Origin of the sequence: Acinetobacter soli (genome assembly GCF_018139125.1) — a bacterium.
Classification (GTDB): Bacteria; Pseudomonadota; Gammaproteobacteria; order Pseudomonadales; family Moraxellaceae; genus Acinetobacter; species Acinetobacter soli.
Genome location: NZ_CP073241.1, coordinates 1,979,586 through 1,997,317, shown reverse-complemented (window position 1 = coordinate 1,997,317; position 17,732 = coordinate 1,979,586). Strand labels below are relative to the sequence as shown.

General features: G+C 41.7%; 16 protein-coding genes. 12 read left to right on the top strand and 4 right to left on the bottom strand.

Going from position 1 to position 17,732, the window contains the following annotated elements:
- Positions 1-73 precede the first annotated feature (73 nt).
- From KCV09_RS09205 to KCV09_RS09160, 10 genes are all read left to right on the top strand, one after another.
- Positions 74-1,498, top strand: a complete 1,425-nt coding sequence (locus KCV09_RS09205; protein WP_228301554.1) for an aldehyde dehydrogenase family protein — start codon at positions 74-76, stop codon at positions 1,496-1,498.
- Positions 1,499-1,732: 234 nt separating this feature from the next.
- On the top strand, positions 1,733-1,951 hold the full coding sequence (locus KCV09_RS09200) for a hypothetical protein (RefSeq protein WP_119690183.1): 219 nt from the start codon (positions 1,733-1,735) through the stop codon (positions 1,949-1,951).
- A 221-nt stretch (positions 1,952-2,172) separates the two neighbouring features.
- Positions 2,173-3,441 carry a sensor histidine kinase gene (locus tag KCV09_RS09195; RefSeq protein WP_004933007.1) on the top strand — a complete coding sequence of 423 codons (1,269 nt, stop codon included), beginning with the start codon at positions 2,173-2,175 and terminating at the stop codon, positions 3,439-3,441.
- Between the two features lie 68 nt (positions 3,442-3,509).
- A complete protein-coding gene (gene glnE, locus KCV09_RS09190; protein ID WP_004933011.1) occupies positions 3,510-6,260 on the top strand; it encodes a bifunctional [glutamate--ammonia ligase]-adenylyl-L-tyrosine phosphorylase/[glutamate--ammonia-ligase] adenylyltransferase in 2,751 nt (916 codons plus the stop codon).
- 28 nt (positions 6,261-6,288) lie between these two features.
- Positions 6,289-7,215, top strand: coding sequence for a branched-chain amino acid transaminase (locus KCV09_RS09185; RefSeq protein ID WP_004933014.1), 927 nt, complete (start codon positions 6,289-6,291; stop codon positions 7,213-7,215).
- 67 nt (positions 7,216-7,282) lie between these two features.
- Complete coding sequence (locus tag KCV09_RS09180) at positions 7,283-8,170, top strand: mitochondrial fission ELM1 family protein (protein WP_212515072.1); 888 nt, start codon at positions 7,283-7,285, stop codon at positions 8,168-8,170.
- A gap of 4 nt (positions 8,171-8,174) precedes the next feature.
- Entirely contained in the window at positions 8,175-9,203 is a 1,029-nt protein-coding gene (locus tag KCV09_RS09175) for a glycosyltransferase family protein (RefSeq protein WP_151965257.1), read from the top strand.
- Positions 9,200-9,955 (top strand): polysaccharide deacetylase family protein, encoded by a 756-nt coding sequence (locus tag KCV09_RS09170; protein ID WP_004933022.1) that lies wholly within the window; start codon positions 9,200-9,202, stop codon positions 9,953-9,955. Before KCV09_RS09175 ends, KCV09_RS09170 begins: the two co-directional genes overlap by 4 nt.
- Positions 9,955-10,719 carry a glycosyltransferase family 2 protein gene (locus tag KCV09_RS09165; RefSeq protein WP_104124642.1) on the top strand — a complete coding sequence of 255 codons (765 nt, stop codon included), beginning with the start codon at positions 9,955-9,957 and terminating at the stop codon, positions 10,717-10,719. The genes KCV09_RS09170 and KCV09_RS09165 overlap by 1 nt, the downstream gene beginning before the upstream one ends.
- 11 nt (positions 10,720-10,730) lie before the next feature.
- Positions 10,731-11,744 carry a glycosyltransferase gene (locus KCV09_RS09160; RefSeq protein WP_212515071.1) on the top strand — a complete coding sequence of 338 codons (1,014 nt, stop codon included), beginning with the start codon at positions 10,731-10,733 and terminating at the stop codon, positions 11,742-11,744.
- Between the two features lie 5 nt (positions 11,745-11,749).
- Here the strand turns inward: KCV09_RS09160 and KCV09_RS09155 are convergent, their stop codons facing one another.
- On the bottom strand, positions 11,750-12,640 hold the full coding sequence (locus KCV09_RS09155; RefSeq protein WP_212515070.1) for a glucosamine inositolphosphorylceramide transferase family protein: 891 nt from the start codon (positions 12,638-12,640) through the stop codon (positions 11,750-11,752).
- A 67-nt stretch (positions 12,641-12,707) separates the two neighbouring features.
- Here KCV09_RS09155 and KCV09_RS09150 point away from each other — a divergent pair, with 67 nt between their 5' ends.
- Positions 12,708-13,460 (top strand): glycosyltransferase family 25 protein, encoded by a 753-nt coding sequence (locus KCV09_RS09150; RefSeq protein WP_212515069.1) that lies wholly within the window; start codon positions 12,708-12,710, stop codon positions 13,458-13,460.
- Here KCV09_RS09150 and KCV09_RS09145 read toward each other — a convergent pair.
- Together KCV09_RS09145 and KCV09_RS09140 are read right to left on the bottom strand one after the other, a co-directional pair.
- Entirely contained in the window at positions 13,457-14,242 is a 786-nt protein-coding gene (locus KCV09_RS09145) for a glycosyltransferase family 25 protein (protein WP_212515068.1), read from the bottom strand. The two genes, KCV09_RS09150 and KCV09_RS09145, sit on opposite strands and share 4 nt — an antisense overlap.
- A gap of 20 nt (positions 14,243-14,262) precedes the next feature.
- Positions 14,263-14,478, bottom strand: coding sequence for a hypothetical protein (locus tag KCV09_RS09140; RefSeq protein WP_004943578.1), 216 nt, complete (start codon positions 14,476-14,478; stop codon positions 14,263-14,265).
- Between the two features lie 257 nt (positions 14,479-14,735).
- Here KCV09_RS09140 and KCV09_RS09135 point away from each other — a divergent pair, with 257 nt between their 5' ends.
- The gene (locus tag KCV09_RS09135; RefSeq protein WP_212515764.1) at positions 14,736-15,731 is read left to right on the top strand and encodes a stealth conserved region 3 domain-containing protein; all 996 of its coding nucleotides are present in this window, start codon (positions 14,736-14,738) and stop codon (positions 15,729-15,731) included.
- 90 nt (positions 15,732-15,821) lie between these two features.
- Here the strand turns inward: KCV09_RS09135 and aspS are convergent, their stop codons facing one another.
- Entirely contained in the window at positions 15,822-17,600 is a 1,779-nt protein-coding gene (gene aspS / locus KCV09_RS09130; RefSeq protein WP_076033505.1) for an aspartate--tRNA ligase, read from the bottom strand.
- Positions 17,601-17,732 lie beyond the last annotated feature (132 nt).

Genomic DNA, 17,732 nt, shown 5'->3' with positions numbered 1-17,732 from the left:
AAGTCGGGAAGTACAAGCGTTCGATACAACGTAATAAAAAACGCATCAACAAAAAATGCCAAGGAAAAATACAATGACGGAGATCACCATGAATACAGCGATGTATTATGCAGGCAAGGCAATAGAAGGACAGGGCCCAAAATTTGAGGTCATTAATCCTGCGACCGAAAGCGTCATTGTCAAATGCAAAGCGGCAACCACAGCACAAGTTAATGATGCTGTTTTGGCTGCAAAAAAAGCCTTTGAACAATGGCAATATACCTCTGACGAACAGATTCGCTTGAGTCTGGATCGAATTGCCCAAGATATTAAAGCTGAGCGTTCAGTATTGGCTGAGCTGATTACTCTTGAGCAAGGTAAGCCGCTATTTTTAGCCGAAATGGAAGTGGATATGGCGCTGTACTGGCTTGAGGTGACCAATCAGTTTGAAGTGCCAGTTTTGCAGCATACCGATCCAATGGGTAAACAGATGAGCATTTTTCATCGTCCATTGGGCGTGATTGCCTCGATTACGCCGTGGAACTGGCCGTTTATGATTGCCATCTGGCACTTAATTCCAGCACTGAAAACCAAAAACTGTGTCATCAACAAGCCTTCAGAATTTACGCCACTGAGCACCATCAAACTGATTGAAATTATTCAGCGACATGTACCCGCAGGCGTATGTAATCTGGTGCTGGGTGCGGGTGAGGTAGGTGCTGCATTGAGTCAGCATCCAGAAATTGAGAAAGTCGTATTTACAGGCTCTACTGCTGTGGGCAAAAAAATCCTGTCTGCGGCAACCGATCAACTCAAGCATGTGGTGCTTGAGCTTGGGGGGAATGATGCCGCGATTGTGTTACAAGATGTCGATGTGGCAGAAACGGCGCAAAAGATTTTTATGAGTGCTTTTTTAAATGCCGGCCAAACCTGTGCCTGTATTAAACGTTTGTATGTACATGAGAGCATTTTTGATCAAATGGTGGCGGCACTGGCACAAATTGCCGATGCTCAGGTGCTGGGCAATGGTCGCAATACGGACACTACGCTTGGTCCAGTGCAAAACCGCAATCAGTATCTTAAAGTCAAAAATATGATTGAGGATGCCGTTGCACAAGGCGCCAAAATTGCGAATCAGAACCTTGCTCGAGTACCTGAGGCGGGCTATTTTATTGCGCCGTTAATTTTGACCGATGTCGATGAGCACAGTGAAATCTTTGCAAAAGAGCAATTTGGGCCAGTATTACCTGTCGTAAGCTTTCGCAATATTGATGAAGTGATTACGCAATCTAATCAGTCTTCCTATGCATTGGGTGGTTCAGTATGGACGCAAGACATGACTCAAGCCCACCAAATTGCAGCAAAAATGCAGACTGGTACAGTGTGGATTAACAGTCATGCCGATGTGTCACCGTTTGCAGAGTTTGGAGGCTGGAAACAGTCTGGATTAGGGTATGCGTTTGGTTTAGACGGCTTACTGCTGTTTACTAAAAAGCAAGCCATCCAGTATGCAGTCTAGCTGACTCAGTATTCATCTAACCACTTTTTGAGGCGATGTACGTTAAAAATACAATCACCATCTAAAGTAGCTTTTTAATGAACTCAAAATAGTGTTGCAAATGAGATGGATAGCAGCACAGATCAAATTGATATTACACATTGAAACAATGCCATAAAATTTAACAACTTAGCGAGATGGTTGAGCAAAAATCATGCTATACAAAAAGGCAGTAAAAAATTTAGGAAGAACAAGATGAATCGTTTAGAAATTAAGGTGAAAGATCAATTTGAAAAAGTATATCCTGCGATTGCGCTATTAAAAGATCAGCTCAAATCGCCTACAGGTGCAGAACTGAGCCTGTATCAGCGTGTCGAGAAAATCGAGGTGGAAAATGAAACGATTCTCCCTTCGACAGAGCTACTCTTTGAAAGCCAAGAGAGCAACCGTATTTATCGGATTGTCGGTGGATAGCAAATACGCTCACGCATAAAAAATTCAGTCACCACCTCATGTTCGCATGGGGTGGTTTTTTATACGTGTTTTACGTTGGTAACAGGAGAGGGTCTGTCGTTTTCTAATTGCTTTTATTAGAAAAATTTGTTAAATGTATAAGGTGTATCCCTATTTTGTTGCGCTGTTGTTTAAATTTATTAAATCTACTCAATAATAATCACAATCGTGGCGAGGCTCGCATGAAAATGCAACTAATACGACTTGATCAAGCAGATCAGCTAAGTGCATGCCGCCTATCGCTTCTGCTTGGACTCAATAGTGACAATGACCTAGTACAACGCTATGTCAGTTTTACCACTAAGCTTCTCAATGTCAAATATGCCATTCTAAGCTTTGAGGAAGAACCGTACGTATGGCATATCAATCATGACGGTCTTCATGCTTTATCTAAAATCGAATTAATACCATCGTTGCGTGCAGTCCATAACATGGATGTTCTCGATGCTGTGCACCCGCAATATATGCATTTATGTCAGGTGCTACAGACATTGGGTGTAAATTATCAGCGTTTAATTGCGATTAATTTACAAAAATCCGATCAGCAGTCGATAGGGGTTGCTATCTTTTTTGATGATGAACTGACATCTTTTGATCCAACTAGTATTGAACTGGTACAGAGCTATACCGCTGGATTTGTGCGCCATGCCGAACTCAAGTTTAATTTTGAAGAGCTCAGAGAACTCTATGAGCAGCAGTCAGCGCTGAATTTTAGTAAAAACAAATTCTTTTCAATTATTGCGCACGACCTACGTGCTCCATTTCATGGTTTGCTGGGTTTCTCTGAAGTATTGGCCAAAGAGCGTGAAACATTAGATGAGTCAAGTGTTCAAAATATAGCAGACTATCTTTATGACACTTCGCAGTCGACTTACAACTTGCTTGAAAGTTTACTCAATTGGGCGATGGCTGAGGGCGGGCGATTCGTATACCATCCCATCAGTTTTAATCTTAAGCAAGTGACCACCATTGTCATGAGCATTTTGAATACCTTTGCGCTGAAAAAAAATATTCAGCTCATCGACGATGTACCTGAAGACATCAAGCTTTTTGCCGATATCAACATGATTACTTCGCTGATTCAAAACTTGGTGTCGAATGCACTGAAATTCACGCCTATGGACGGTACAGGCCGGGTCAGTATTTCGGCCAAACAAATTGCTGAAAATGTTGAAATTGCTGTACAGGATACGGGTCATGGCATGACCGAGTCGCAGCTTAAAGAAGTCTTTCAGCCACGTATTACGGTAAGTTTTCGTGGAACCGCTGGAGAAAAAGGTGCAGGTTTAGGGCTCACCTTGTGTAAGCGCTTTGTCGATTTAAATCTTGGTTCGATTAAGGTTGAATCAAAAGAAGGCGAAGGCACAACTTTTCGTGTGATATTGCCTGCGGCGCAGCATGTAACCGACAATGTGATTGAACATGCTGATACAGAAGTAAAATTGGTTTAAATAGATTTCCCATCTTTAGCATGTAACTGCTATAACTATGCAAACAATCAAGTTGCAGGTTTGATTCAATGAATGCTGAGCAGTTACAAATAACTTTAAGATCAAGTCAATACGCAGAACACGTGCTCGAATTACACCGCACCTTTCTCGAGCAGGACTTTCAACTTGATCGGTTTACTGCTCACCTTTCCCGTGACGATATTTTCCAAACAGTTGAACAAACACTCGAGGGTATTGAAGACGAAGCCACATGGATGAAAAGCCTGCGGATTCTTCGTGCACGTTTGATGTTTCGCTGGATCTGGCAAGATGCCAATCAACAGACCGATGTGGTCACGCTCACCCGCGAACTCTCCGATTTTGCCGATGCCAGTATTTGTGCCGCTAAACGCTTTGCATTAGGGCCTTTGCTGGCCAAGCACGGCGAACCGCTGGGTTATTCTGGTGAAGTTCAAGATTTAATTGTAATTGGTATGGGCAAACTAGGTGCTCAAGAACTTAATCTCTCTAGTGATATCGACCTGATTTTTGCCTTCGATGAACAAGGTGAAACGCAGGGCAGAAAATCCATCGATGTACAGCAATTTTGTATTTTGTGGGGACAAAAACTCATTTATCTGCTCGATCATATCACCGCAGATGGCTTTGTTTTTCGTGTTGATATGCGTTTAAGGCCGTGGGGCGATGGCTCAGCCTTGGCGATTAGTCATGTGGCCTTGGAAAAATACTTGATTCAGCACGGACGCGAGTGGGAGCGCTATGCGTGGATCAAAGCCCGTATTATCAGTGGGGGCGTTCATGGCGAACATTTGATGGAGATGACTCGGCCTTTTGTATTTCGTCGTTACGTCGACTATTCGGCATTTGAAGCCATGCGTGAAATGAAAAGCATGATTGAGCGTGAAGTCGCACGTCGTAATATCGCCGATGACATCAAGCTTGGAGCAGGTGGTATTCGCGAAGTCGAGTTTATTGTTCAGGTATTTCAGCTCATTTATGGCGGTTCAAAACGTGAGCTGCAAGATCGGCAGTGTTTGGTAAGTTTGCATCATCTTGGGCAAGTCGGGCTACTTACGCCTGAGGCAGTGGTGCAACTTGAAGATGCTTATCTGTTTCTCAGACGCGTCGAACATGCGATTCAGGCCTTGAATGATCAGCAAACCCAATCTTTGCCACATGATCCAGAGCTGCGTCAGCGTATTTTGGATACCTTGCATTACCCGACTTGGGATGCGTTTTTAAATACACTCAACACCAAACGTGAAAAAGTCAGCGAACAATTTAAGCATTTGATTCAGGATGAAATAACAGCACCTGAGCAGACCGATACACAGCTTGAGCAGCGACTTGCCGAAGTGCTAGATGATGCATCTAAAAACTTGATTCACGAGTTTTGGCACGGTAATGCCCTAAAAAAACTACCTGCGAAAGCTGTACAGCGTTTAAAAGATTTTTGGCCATACTTGATTGAGGCAATTTTACAATCTGAACACCCTCAACTGGCCTTGATGCGTTTGATGCCTTTGGTCGAGTCGGTTATGCGCCGGACGGTCTATCTGGTCATGTTGATGGAAAGTCGCGGTGCCATGCAGCGTTTGGTCAAAATGGCTACCGTCAGTCCATGGATCTGTGAAGAACTGAGCCAGTATCCGGTATTGCTCGATGAGTTTTTGACCATGGATTTTGGCTTGCCTACCCGTCAAGATCTTGAAGACTCATTACGTCAGCAGCTATTACGGATTGAGCTAGATCAAGTCGAAGAACAAATGCAGGTATTGCGCTTGTTTAAGAAAAGCAATGTCCTGACTGTGGCAGCCAGTGATGTGCTGGCTGAAAGTCCACTCATGAAAGTTTCTGATGCATTGACCGATATTGCAGAAGTCAGTGTGGCGGCCACACTGCAACTGTCATATCAGACCGTGGCTAAAAAACACGGCTATCCACAAGATGTTACGGGTAACCGCTGCTCAGCCGATCATTTAGGATTTGCCGTAATAGGCTATGGCAAGCTCGGTGGCATTGAGCTGGGTTACGGCTCAGATCTGGATCTGGTCTTTATTCATTCTTTTGATGAGCAAGCCGAAACTGATGGCAATAAAACCATTACCGGATTTGAGTTTGCCATGCGGGTGGCACAGAAATTTCTCTCATACATGACCACACAAACGCTTGATGGTCGTGTTTATGAAATTGATACGCGACTCAGACCTTCTGGAGAGGCCGGGCTTTTAGTGACGAGTTTAAAAGCCTTTGAGCAGTATCAGCTTAAAAATGCATGGCTTTGGGAACATCAAGCGCTGGTTCGTGCACGCTCGATTGCCGGTGAGCCTGAACTACGCGAAAAGTTTGAGGCGATTCGCTGTCAGATTCTGACTCAGCCGCGCGATGAAGCACATGTGCGCGCTGAAGTGCTCAAAATGCGTCAGAAGATGAAAGATCATCTAGGCTCATCAAATGAACAAAAAAAACATGGGATTTTTCATTTAAAACAGGATGCGGGAGGTATCGTTGACATCGAATTTATGGCACAGTATGTGGTTCTAGCATGGAGTGGGTCGAATTCTGATCTCGCCCATTTTTCCGATAATGTGAGAATTCTAGAAGATGCTGCTCAAGCAGGCTGCTTATCCAGTGAAGATGCCACAGCATTAATACACGCTTATCTAAGCGAACGAGCCGAGAGCCACCGTTTAGCACTTGCAAATCAATCCATGCAAGTGAACGCTGCGGATTGGCACGATACCCGAGTGATCGTTTGCAAGTTATGGCAAAGATTAATAGATCCAACGGCAAATTTTATGGCGTTGGAGAGTAAATAATTGTGTAAAAAAATTTGGAGTGTGTGCCATGAATTTGGCTGATCGTGATGGTTTTATTTGGCAAGATGGACAATTAATCGACTGGCGTGATGCAAAAATCCACGTCTTAACTCATACACTACATTACAGTATGGGTGTGTTTGAGGGTGTCCGTGCCTATGAAACGCCTCAAGGCACAGCAATTTTCCGTCTTAAAGAGCATACAAAACGTTTGTTAAATTCAGCAAAAATTTATCAAATGAAAGTGCCATTTGATCAAGCAACGCTTGAACAGGCACAAATTGATGTTGTACGTGAAAACAAGCTCGCATCATGCTACTTACGTCCACTGATCTGGATTGGTTCTGAAAAACTGGGTATCGCTGCAACCGACAATACTATTCATGCTGCTGTTGCGGCATGGAGCTGGGGTGCTTACCTTGGCGAAGAAGCAATGGCGAAAGGGATTCGTGTGAAAACATCATCGTTTACGCACCATCATCCTAACGTGACCATGTGTAAAGCCAAAGCGTCAGGTAACTATACCTTGTCGATTCTTGCACATCAGGAAGTCGCGCATTCGGGCTATGACGAAGCGATGTTGATGGACCCACAAGGCTATGTGTGTCAGGGTTCTGGTGAAAACGTATTCTTGGTAAAAGATGGCGTGCTGCATACCCCAGATATCGCAGGCGGTGCGTTGGACGGTATTACACGTCAAACAGTGATTACTATTGCCAAAGACTTAGGTTATGACGTGGTTGAGCGCCGTATCACTCGTGACGAATTCTACATCGCCGATGAAGCGTTCTTTACTGGTACTGCTGCAGAAGTGACGCCAATTCGTGAATACGATGACCGTGAAATTGGTGAAGGATGCCGTGGCCCAATTACCACAGAAATCCAGAAAACCTTCTTTGATGCGGTTCAGGGTAAAAATCCAAAATATGAACACTGGTTAACTTACGTGAAGTAAGCGAATCAGTTAAGATCAAGGCGAAACGAAAGTTTCGCCTTTTTTTGTGGTTTTGGATAATTCAGATATGCAGATTGTGTACGTGAGTGACGGTAAAGCAGGGCATCGATCACAGGCACTGGGATTGTTTGGTGCGATTAAGCGCAAGGTGCCACATGCACAGTTACAAGAATTGCCACTCGATCAGTTACACGTGCTTTCATTAATTTACGCACTCTGGACGCATCGGTTGTCATACCTTGAACAAGCACCAGATTATATTGTAGGGGTGGGCAGTCATACACATTTACGGGTATGGTTGCTGGGGAAAATTTATCCAAAAGCCAAAACCATCATTTTGATGAAGCCGAGTCTGCCTATATCATGTTTTGATTACACCGTTGTGCCAGCACATGATGGTGTTGCAGCATCGCCGCATGTATTGGTCACTCAAGGGGCACTTAATCCGCTTCAAAATGAGCAGCGTCATGTCACTGGACGCATTCTGATTGCACTCGGTGGAAGTTCTAAACGCCATCAATGGAACGAGGCGCAGGTACTCAAAGCCATTGAACAGATTGTGCAGCAGCATCCACAATCGAGCGTCATCTTGACCACATCGCGCCGTACCCCTGAAAATTTTCTGGCACATCTGGGCCAACATTCCTATGCAGCGCGATTAGATATTTATCCGGTGGAGCGTACGCCGCACGGCTGGATCTTTGAGCAAATGCAACTGGCCGATACGGTTTATGTGACTGAAGACAGTGTCTCCATGATCTTTGAAGCCCAAACTGCTGGATGTCGCGTGGGGGTGATTGCAATTGACCGGCTGAAATCTGATAGAATCACGCACATGATCGATCAACTGGCACATGATCAGATTACGGATGTTATTCGTCTACTGCATCATGCTGCTCCACTGAGTGAAGCCGATCGGGTGGCATCTCAAATTTTGGGCTTATCGAGTTCTTAAGTTAATGAAAATATTGCATATTGCAAATTTTGGTTTTAACAAGCAAGGCGCGCATTTCTACTGTACCGATCGTAAAATTTCGGCGGGACTGGTAGAAAATGGACATTTTGTTTACGATTTTAGTTTTCGTGACATGGCGCGCATGGGCACAATTTTTAAAACAAAAAAATTAGGTGCCAGTTGGGCCAATAAAGAAATTCTAAAAATTGTGAATAATCTGGAGCCTGATTTGGTATTGATCGGGCACAGTGACCTGATGAGTCCTGAAGTGCTTAAGCAGATCAAACAGCAATATCCAGAGACCAAAATTGCCTTTTGGTATGTCGATCCATTGTATCTAGAACATAAGCTTGATTTTATTCGTGCTTTTTCGCCGTATCTTGATGCGATATTTTGTACCACGGGTGGCACATACCTACAAAAACTGAAACAGCCGCATTTAAGTGTGGGGTATATGCCTAATATTGGGCATCGTAATGTTGAAACATTAGTACAATTTGAAAATCAAAATACTGACAAGACCTTTATTTTTTGTGGTGTGGTGTACAAAGAACCTGAGCGCGAAAAATTCTTGAAAGATCTGGCCAATGCACTGACGCAGGCCCAAGTCAATTATCAGTACTATGGCTGCTTTGATCAGCCAGGGGTCTATGGTAAAGCTTATTATCAAGTGTTGTCAGAGTCGAAAATGGGGCTGAACTATTCGCGCCGAAATGATGTCACCTTGTACAGCTCCGACCGCATTGTGCAACTGACCGGCAATGGCTTATTGACCTTTAGTCCGCGTATTCCGGGTTTTGAGCATTTATATACCGACCAGCATGTGGTGTATTTTGATGATCAGTTTGATCTGGCTAAAAAAATTCAGTTTTATGATCAGCATCCAGATCAAGCCGCACAGATTGCACGTGCCGGCTGGCAGCGAACACGCCAGAGCTTTAGTAGTAAACGAATTACGCAGTACATGCTGGAAGTAACGTTCCGCCAGCCCCTGACCGAAGCGTATGAATGGTCACATGAGGTTTATATATGATGTGGTTGTTGTATATCATCATCGGTTTGGTCATTTTGGCCGCGTTGCTTTATGTATTAGGCAATTACACTTTTTGGTTGCCATTTCGCTCCAATAAGTTACCCCGCATCGTGATGCTACATCAGGTCACGCCACATGCCCAAGCCTCGGGAATGAATATGCCACCCGAAAAGTTTGAGCAACTGCTGCAACTGCTGGTGAAAAAAAACGCGGTATTTTGCTTTGTATCTGAACTTGAGCAATATCGTGAGCAAAAAAATGTAGTGGCCCTGAGCTTCGATGATGGCTTTATGGATAATTACGTTTATGCCTATCCACTCTTAAAAAAATATCAAGCCAAAGCGACGATCTATCTGGCAACCCAGATTGAAGGCATTGAGGCATTGACCGTCGATCAGGTGCAGGAGATGGCTCGATCAGGTTTTATCGAGTTTGGGGCGCACACGCAGCATCATGTGAATTTATTAAAACTCGATGATGAAACGGCGTATCAGGAAATGCTGCATTCCAAACAGGATGTAGAAACGCTAGTAGGAGCATGTCCGAGTTTTGCCTATCCATTTGGCCGTTTTAATGAAAAGCATCAACAGATGGCGCGTAAGATTGGCTTTAAAAATGCCGTGTCTACACGTAAAAAGATCGAGCCCTATGATCCAGCGCATCCATTTAATATTCCCCGCGTGAGTACCCACGGCGCAATGAATGCCCTGCAAATGCGCATTGCGCTTGCCAAAGGACGCTATAAATTATGATCCCTAAAATTGCGTGTAGCGTGTATATCGTGACCCTCAATTGTGAGGCGTGGTTATTCAAGACCTTGCAAAGTGTGCAAGATTTTGATGAAGTCATTATTTTAGATTCGGGCAGTACCGATGCCACCTATGCCATTGCACAGCAGTTTGATAATGTGCACATTGAGCATCAGGACTGGCAGGGCTATGCGGGTCAAAAAAGTTTGGCTTTAGCCAAATGTCGCAATGATTGGGTATTGAATTTAGACGGCGACGAAGTACTTTCTGAAGGACTAAAGCAGGAAATTGCTGAGGTGATTCAGCATAACCAGCTTGATGCCTTAATTACGCCGATTAACGATGTGTTTTTGGGTGTACCGAATAGTAAGCATACCAAGAAACATGCCAAGGTGCGTTTCTTTCGCAAGGCCAAAGGGCATTATGATCTGGCCAATAAAGTCCATGAAAATGTGATGGTAGAGGGTGAATCTCGCCGTGCCATACATGATATTTATCATTTTGGTGAGTCGAGTATTTTCGTCAAAGTAGAGAAAAATAATCAATACTCCAATTTAAAAGCCGCCGAAAAATTCCAAAAAGGTAAATCCCCTAGTCTGGCAAAACTGGTATTGGTGATGCCGATGACGTTTATTAAGTCGTATTTTATCCGTCGTAGCTTTCTGAATGGCTGGCGCGGTTTTGTTAACAGCATGGTCAATGCCTTTTATGCTTTTTTAAAAGAAGCCAAATTATTTGAGCAAAGCATGAAAAACGATAAGAAATAAACGGATCATCGATGAAAATAGTGCAAATAATGGCCACCGACGGCGGTCGAATTGGTGGGCTTGAAAAACATACCTTTCAACTTTGTGAAAAGTTAGCAGAGGGGCATGAGGTACATCTGTTTTTAGATGATCACTATCGTGCGCAGGCACCGGTTGCGTCTAGTTTACATTGTCATTATTTTGATTTTTCTAAAGGACGCATGAATCTGTGTCTTTTATTGTCAATGTATCGAAAGCTTAAAAGCATACAGCCCGATCTTATTCATGCACAAGGCGGCAAAGCCTCTAAAATGCTGAATTTTTTACTCCCATTTTTAAAGTTACCGAGTGTCGCGACGATTCATGGTATGAAAAATAACATGAAAAGCTATCGTCACTTTTCTGAAGTCATTACGGTGAGTCAATCGGTTGCCAAAAAAATTCTGCCCGTCCGTTCTGTACATGTGGTACATAATGGCGTGTCGATTCAAGCCGTTCCAAATAAGCATCAGCAGTCGATCAAACCAATTCGAAAAGCAGTTGCAATAGGACGTTTAGATCCAGTCAAAGGCTTTGATCGCTTGATTGACGCTTGGCAAGATATAGATATGCAGCTTGAAATTTTGGGGGATGGTCCAGAACGTGAGCAGTTATCTCAAAAAATTAGGGCGCTTAAACTTGAGCACAAAATTCATCTGCTCGGTCATCAGACCGATATTTACCGTTATTTAGCCTCCGCAAGCTTTGTGGTGATCAGTTCATCACGTGAGGGTGGGCCCATTATTTTAGCTGAAGCTTTATTGGCTAAAATTCCTGTCATTTCAACAGATGTAGGTATGGTAAGGGAATTTATTCCAGAAGCATATATTGCAGCTGGCTTTGATGTCGAGCATCTGCGTCAATTGATCAACGAGGCGGTAACGCACCTTGATCAACTCGACCAAGAATTCCAAACAGCCTTTCATCGAGCAGCAAGCCAGCTCTCACTTGATGCCATGACCCAGCACACATTAAAGGTGTACGAACAGGCGTTAAAACAAGTTTAAGCCAGTTATTTTTGTTTGGGTGTTAAGCGAATTGCATCTAATACCACAAAATTGGAATGAACATCGATGGTGTGACAACCATCATCTTCTGCTTGCCAATCGGGCAGTACGGTTTCAATTAATTCTTCGGCATATTCAGATGGGCTTAAAGTTAAAATATGCTTGAGTTCGATATGCCCGCCGTAGCGTTTGAGCGAATCCTGACTTGGTCGAACCAGCATGTCTTTGTAGATGAACGGTTTACCTGCCATTCGACATTGTAACTTTCCTGTGCATACTGGGTTTTGTGGATGCTCTTTCCACTCAGGCTGTAATAGATTTTCGGTAAAAAACAAATCCAGACGATCACCAAATTTTTTGCAATTTCTGCGTGTGGATGTAAACAGATACCATAAGCCTTCATGATAAAACGGGGTGGTATCTACAGCCTCGATATTGTCCATGAGCACTGAGTGCTGCTCCCAAACAAAGGGGAATTTTGTGCATTTCCAGAGCTCGATGGTTTTATTGGCTGTTGTTTCTGGAATCATGTACCAGTCATGATCTATTTTAAAAACACAGGGATAAGAAAGGTGATAATCCAGTTTTAATATGGCGGTCGGCTCGGTATATGTGCCATCTTTAAATACCTCTAAGACAGACAAGAATCCTACTGGATGCTGATCGTCGACTTCTTCAAAAAAAATAAAATGACGGCCATCTTCTTCGGCATAGAAACTGTCTGCAAAAGTAAAGCGGCGAGGAGAGTGGATCTCAAACAGATCATTAAGTTGATCTAAACCTGAAAAGGGCTGCGTTAACCAGCCAAAACGCATATACCAGTGAGAATCAAAAGTTTTATCTTGTTTTTTTTGTTGGTATTTATACCATTTTTTTAGAATTTCACGCTTTATCATCAAATTTTACACTCGAAAAAAGAAAAATTAAGTAAAATGTTGGCGTTTATTTTAGCATTTGATTGAAATGAAAAAATATTTAATTAGTATTGAATCGCAAGACAGTAAAAGGTTACAAGGATTTTACGAACAACGGACTTTTCATAACTATAAAGATGAATTTAAACAATTTGGAATTATTGGAAAAAACTTAACTGTTAGCCAATATTTTGAAATGGGTGTTGCAGGTAAAAGCAAGCCCATGACGCCTGGTGAGCTGGGTTGTACACTTTCTCACTTAGAAGCACTCAAAGATTTTCTTAGTTCCGATGAAAAGTATGCGATTATTTTTGAAGACGATGTCATTGAACTTTTCGAAATCGATTTTGAACATTTAGAAGCAAAGTTAGAAGAACTACATCTGGGTGAAAATTTTCTGTTCAGCCTAGGCGGTATTCAAATGAAAATTTGTAATCGCGTTCGTGGTTACGAGCTAAATCAAAGATTATATGAACAAAAAGTACTTAAAGTTGATCATGATTTCCTTGATCGTTTAGCTTATGCCTACGCCTATGTGGTGGATCGTAAAATGGCAGCGATGTTACTAAGTTATCATCAGACTCCAAAAATTTATGATCACTGGCAAGATCTGATCGTTCTACAACAAGATTTTAATGTATATGTCAGTTTTATTTTTGATCATCCTGTGATTCAAAATAATTCTAATTTGAGTTATCTTGAACATGAGCGCACGTTGACGCAAAGTATTAATAAAGAAGAGAAAGATCAGTTTTATTATTTAAGGATGAAATTTAAAACGCTCACTTTAAAGAAATATTAATATTCAGGATAACGTTGCGTTGAAAGTCGTTTAAATTTTTTCTTAAAACTAAAAAGCTTTCGTTTTAAGTAAAAAGCAAGAAGTTGAAAAATAGAATGAGGTAAGGGAGCCGGTTTTAAAATGGCGAGGCGTTCATTCTCAATCGAACTTTGTGTGTTTTTAACAAAGTTAAGTTCTGGATGCGCCAATATATCTGTGAAATAAAAACTGATGGATGGGGCGTATTTTAAGAATCCCTCCCAGTCATCAGCAAGATGTACGATTTTATTGTAATCAATGAAAGCTTGCGCTGCCGTTCTATCTATAACATAACCCATTGTATAAAAGGCTTTGTCCGAAAAGTAAGGATGAAGCTTCAGAATAGGGCGATCATAAAATTTTTCTTTTAAAATTTGACCTCTTGCTTTATTGCAAAGATATAAATTAATTCCGCCTAAACTTAAGATAAATCCATTTTCTAAAAAACTGAATTCATGATCGAAATTTATTGCACATTTAAAAATTACGTCATCTTCAAAAACATAAGCATATTGAGCATCAGAAGCTAAAAAATCTTTGAGTGCTTCTAAGTGAGAAAGGGTACAACCTAATTCTGCGGGTGTTAACGGCGTTATATGGTTTGCTACAGCGAGTTTAAAATATTCATCTAAACTTAATTCATTTCCTTTGACACCAAAAATAGTAAAATCTTTTTCTTCAAAATGATTGTGATTAAAAAAGGAGTCATACCGTTGATCTCCTTTTTTTTGTATAGAAATTAAATATTTTTTATATTTCATCATGAATTTATATCGTACCAAAACTAATTATCGGCATTTCCCTTTAACACCATATAAATGAGTGCAACAAAAATCAGTAATGCACCAGCCAAGCTACTTACACAGAAAAATAGAATGCGTTGATTCGTATCTAAATTGAACAGTTCGTTAGCCAAGATATAACGCATAAATAACCATTGAGCTAATGAAAAACCAATAACCACAAGCGCGTGACGACGCACATCAGAACGCATAGCCATAATGAGTTATCCAAAGGGGGAGAAAGCTATATTATGCCATTCGACGGTAGTCAGCTCAACACAATCGTCTAATTTGAGAATCTTATCGGTAATAAAAGTAACAAATTATCACTATGTGCTAATTATGAAGGTTATTTAACATGATCTCACCATAAATTCATTTTATTTCTTACGCTTTGGCTTTAAATGCTGTTCGTTTTTGAGATTGTGCCATTGAGCTTGGGGATAAAGATTTGAAACATCCAATTGATTTTGTAATGATTTGGGTCGATTCAAATGATATGAATTGGAAAAAAGAATTTGTTCGCTTCAAATACAAAGACGCTGTTTTTACAGACGACTTGTTAGATGAAGAGTGCCGATATCGTGACTGGGAAAATTTACAATATTGGTTTAGATCTGTAGAAAAATACTGCCCATGGGTCAGAAAAATTCATATCGTAACATGCGGACACTTTCCAGAATTTCTAATAAAAGAGCATCCAAAACTCAATTTCGTTACACATGATCAGATTATCGATGCAGCCTGTTTACCTACATTTAGCTCTCATGTCATCGAAATTAATCTTCATAAAATTGAGGGCTTGGCTGAACATTTCATCTATTTCAATGATGATATGTTTATCACTCAGCCACTTCTTCCTGAGTTTTTCTTTCGAAAAGGACTGCCTTGTGATGGGCTTGTTTTACAACCTTTGATGGTGGTGGGTGAAGAAAACTTTTTGGGTGCAGTCACCCTCACAGATGTCGCGATTATTAATAAATATTTCAATAAACGTCAGCTTTTCAAACAAATGCCTCGTGCATTCTTTAATCTTCATTATCGGTTTAAAAATAACTGGACTAATTTTTTAGAGCTTTATAATCGAAAATTTTCAAATTTTTATAATACGCACTTACCACAACCTTTTTTAAAATCGATATTTAATGAAGTGTGGGAAAAAGAGCAGGATTATTTACAACACGTATGTACGCATCGTTTTAGAGAGCCATTAGATGTAAATCAGTATTTATTTCGGATGTGGCAATTATGCTCTGGAAAATTTTATCCGGTTGATATACTTGATCGAGGTCAAAATTATGATCTTGAGTTTGAATCTTTAACCGAAATAAAAAAGGCTGTCAAAATGCAAAAACTGGCTCAAGTTTGTTTAAATGATCATGAGCATGTACAAAATTTTGAACAGTTAAAAGCTGAAATTATTGAAATTTTTTCTGATCAATTTAATTTACCATCTAGTTTCGAGCGCTAAAGATATAAAAACACCCCGAGAGTTGAATTAAAGTTTTCAACTGTCAGGGTGTAAGACTCAACGCAGATAGCTTAATTCATTAAACTAAAATTAAGCCTCTTTCTTTGGCTGTTCGCGTAAACGAATACCCAAATCACGTAGCTGATTCGCTTCAACTGGTGCTGGTGCCTGAGTCAATGGACATTCAGCAGTCTTGGTTTTCGGGAATGCAATCACATCACGAATTGAAGACGCACCAGTCATGAGCATAATTAAACGATCTAGACCAAATGCCAAACCACCATGTGGAGGCGCGCCATAGCGCAAGGCATTCAGCAAGAAGCTAAACTTCTCTTCGGCTTCTTCGTCTGAAATACCCAATGCTTCAAAGATGGCTTTTTGCATTTCAAGCGTATAAATACGTAATGAACCACCACCGACTTCGGTACCATTCAATACCATGTCATAAGCAACGGAAAGTGCTTCACCCGGATTTGCTTTCACATCTTCAACACTTGATTTTGGCAGCGTAAATGGGTGGTGAACTGAAGTCCATTTACCATCATCTGTTTCTTCAAACATTGGGAAGTCGACTACCCAAAGCGGCGCCCATTCACAGGTTGCAAGTTTTAGGTCGTGACCGATTTTCACACGAAGTGCACCCATGGCATCATTTACAACCTTGGCTTTATCTGCACCAAAGAAGACGATATCGCCATTTTCTGCGCCTACACGCTCAAGCAATTGCATCACGATCGGTTCAATGAATTTCACGATTGGAGACTGTAAGCCTTCTACACCTTTTTCAATTTCATTGACCTTGATGTAAGCGAGGCCTTTAGCGCCATAAATGCCCACAAATTTGGTGTATTCATCAATCGCACTACGTGGCAAAGCGCCTGCGCCCGGCACGCGAAGTGCTGCAATACGGCCTTTAGGATCTTTGGCTGGACCCGCAAATACTTTAAACTCGACGTCTTGCATCAGATCTGCAACATCAACCAGTTTAAGCGGAATACGTAAGTCTGGTTTGTCCGATGCATAGTCACGCATCGCTTCGCTGTATGGCATACGCTGGAACTTGTCGAATTTGATACCGAGCAATTCGTCAAACAGCTTAACGGTCATGCCTTCCATCAGATCCATAATGTCATCATCATTTAAGAATGATGTTTCGATGTCGATCTGGGTAAATTCAGGCTGACGGTCTGCACGCAAATCTTCGTCACGGAAACACTTTGCAATTTGGTAGTAACGATCAATACCGCCCACCATCAACAATTGTTTGAACAACTGTGGTGATTGTGGAAGAGCATAGAAGCTTCCATTTTGCACGCGGCTTGGAACCAAATAGTCACGTGCGCCTTCAGGTGTTGCACGCGTTAAGATTGGGGTCTCAACATCTAAGAAACCATGATCGTCTAGGTAGTTACGAATCAGGTTGGTCACTTTAGAGCGAAAACGCAAACGATCTAGCATTTCTGGACGACGAATGTCCAAGAAACGGTATTTTAAACGATGCTCTTCAGAAATATTAATATTGTCATCATTTAATGGAAATGGCGGAGTTTCAGATTGTGCGAGAACTTCGATCTCTTTGCCCAACACTTCAATTTGACCACTGACCATATTTGAATTTTCAGTGCCCTCATAGCGGCGACGTACACGACCCGTAATTTTCAGTACAAACTCAGAGCGTACTTTATCTGCGGTCGCAAATGCCTCTGGCGTATCTGGGTCAATAACCACTTGAACCAAACCATCGCGGTCACGCATATCAAGGAAAATTACACCACCATGATCTCGGCGACGGTGTACCCATCCACATAGGGTTACGGTTTGGTCAATTTGGGCTTCTGTTAAAGAGCCACAGTAATGAGTTCGCATCATGTCGTAAAAATCCAAACTATATTGGCTGTTGGGGCGTATACGTAAACAGCGTACCGCCAGTGAATCAGCGATTATGCCTTTTTGAGTGGCGTGTCACAAGAACTAGCGCCAAAAACTGCTAAAAATGCGCTA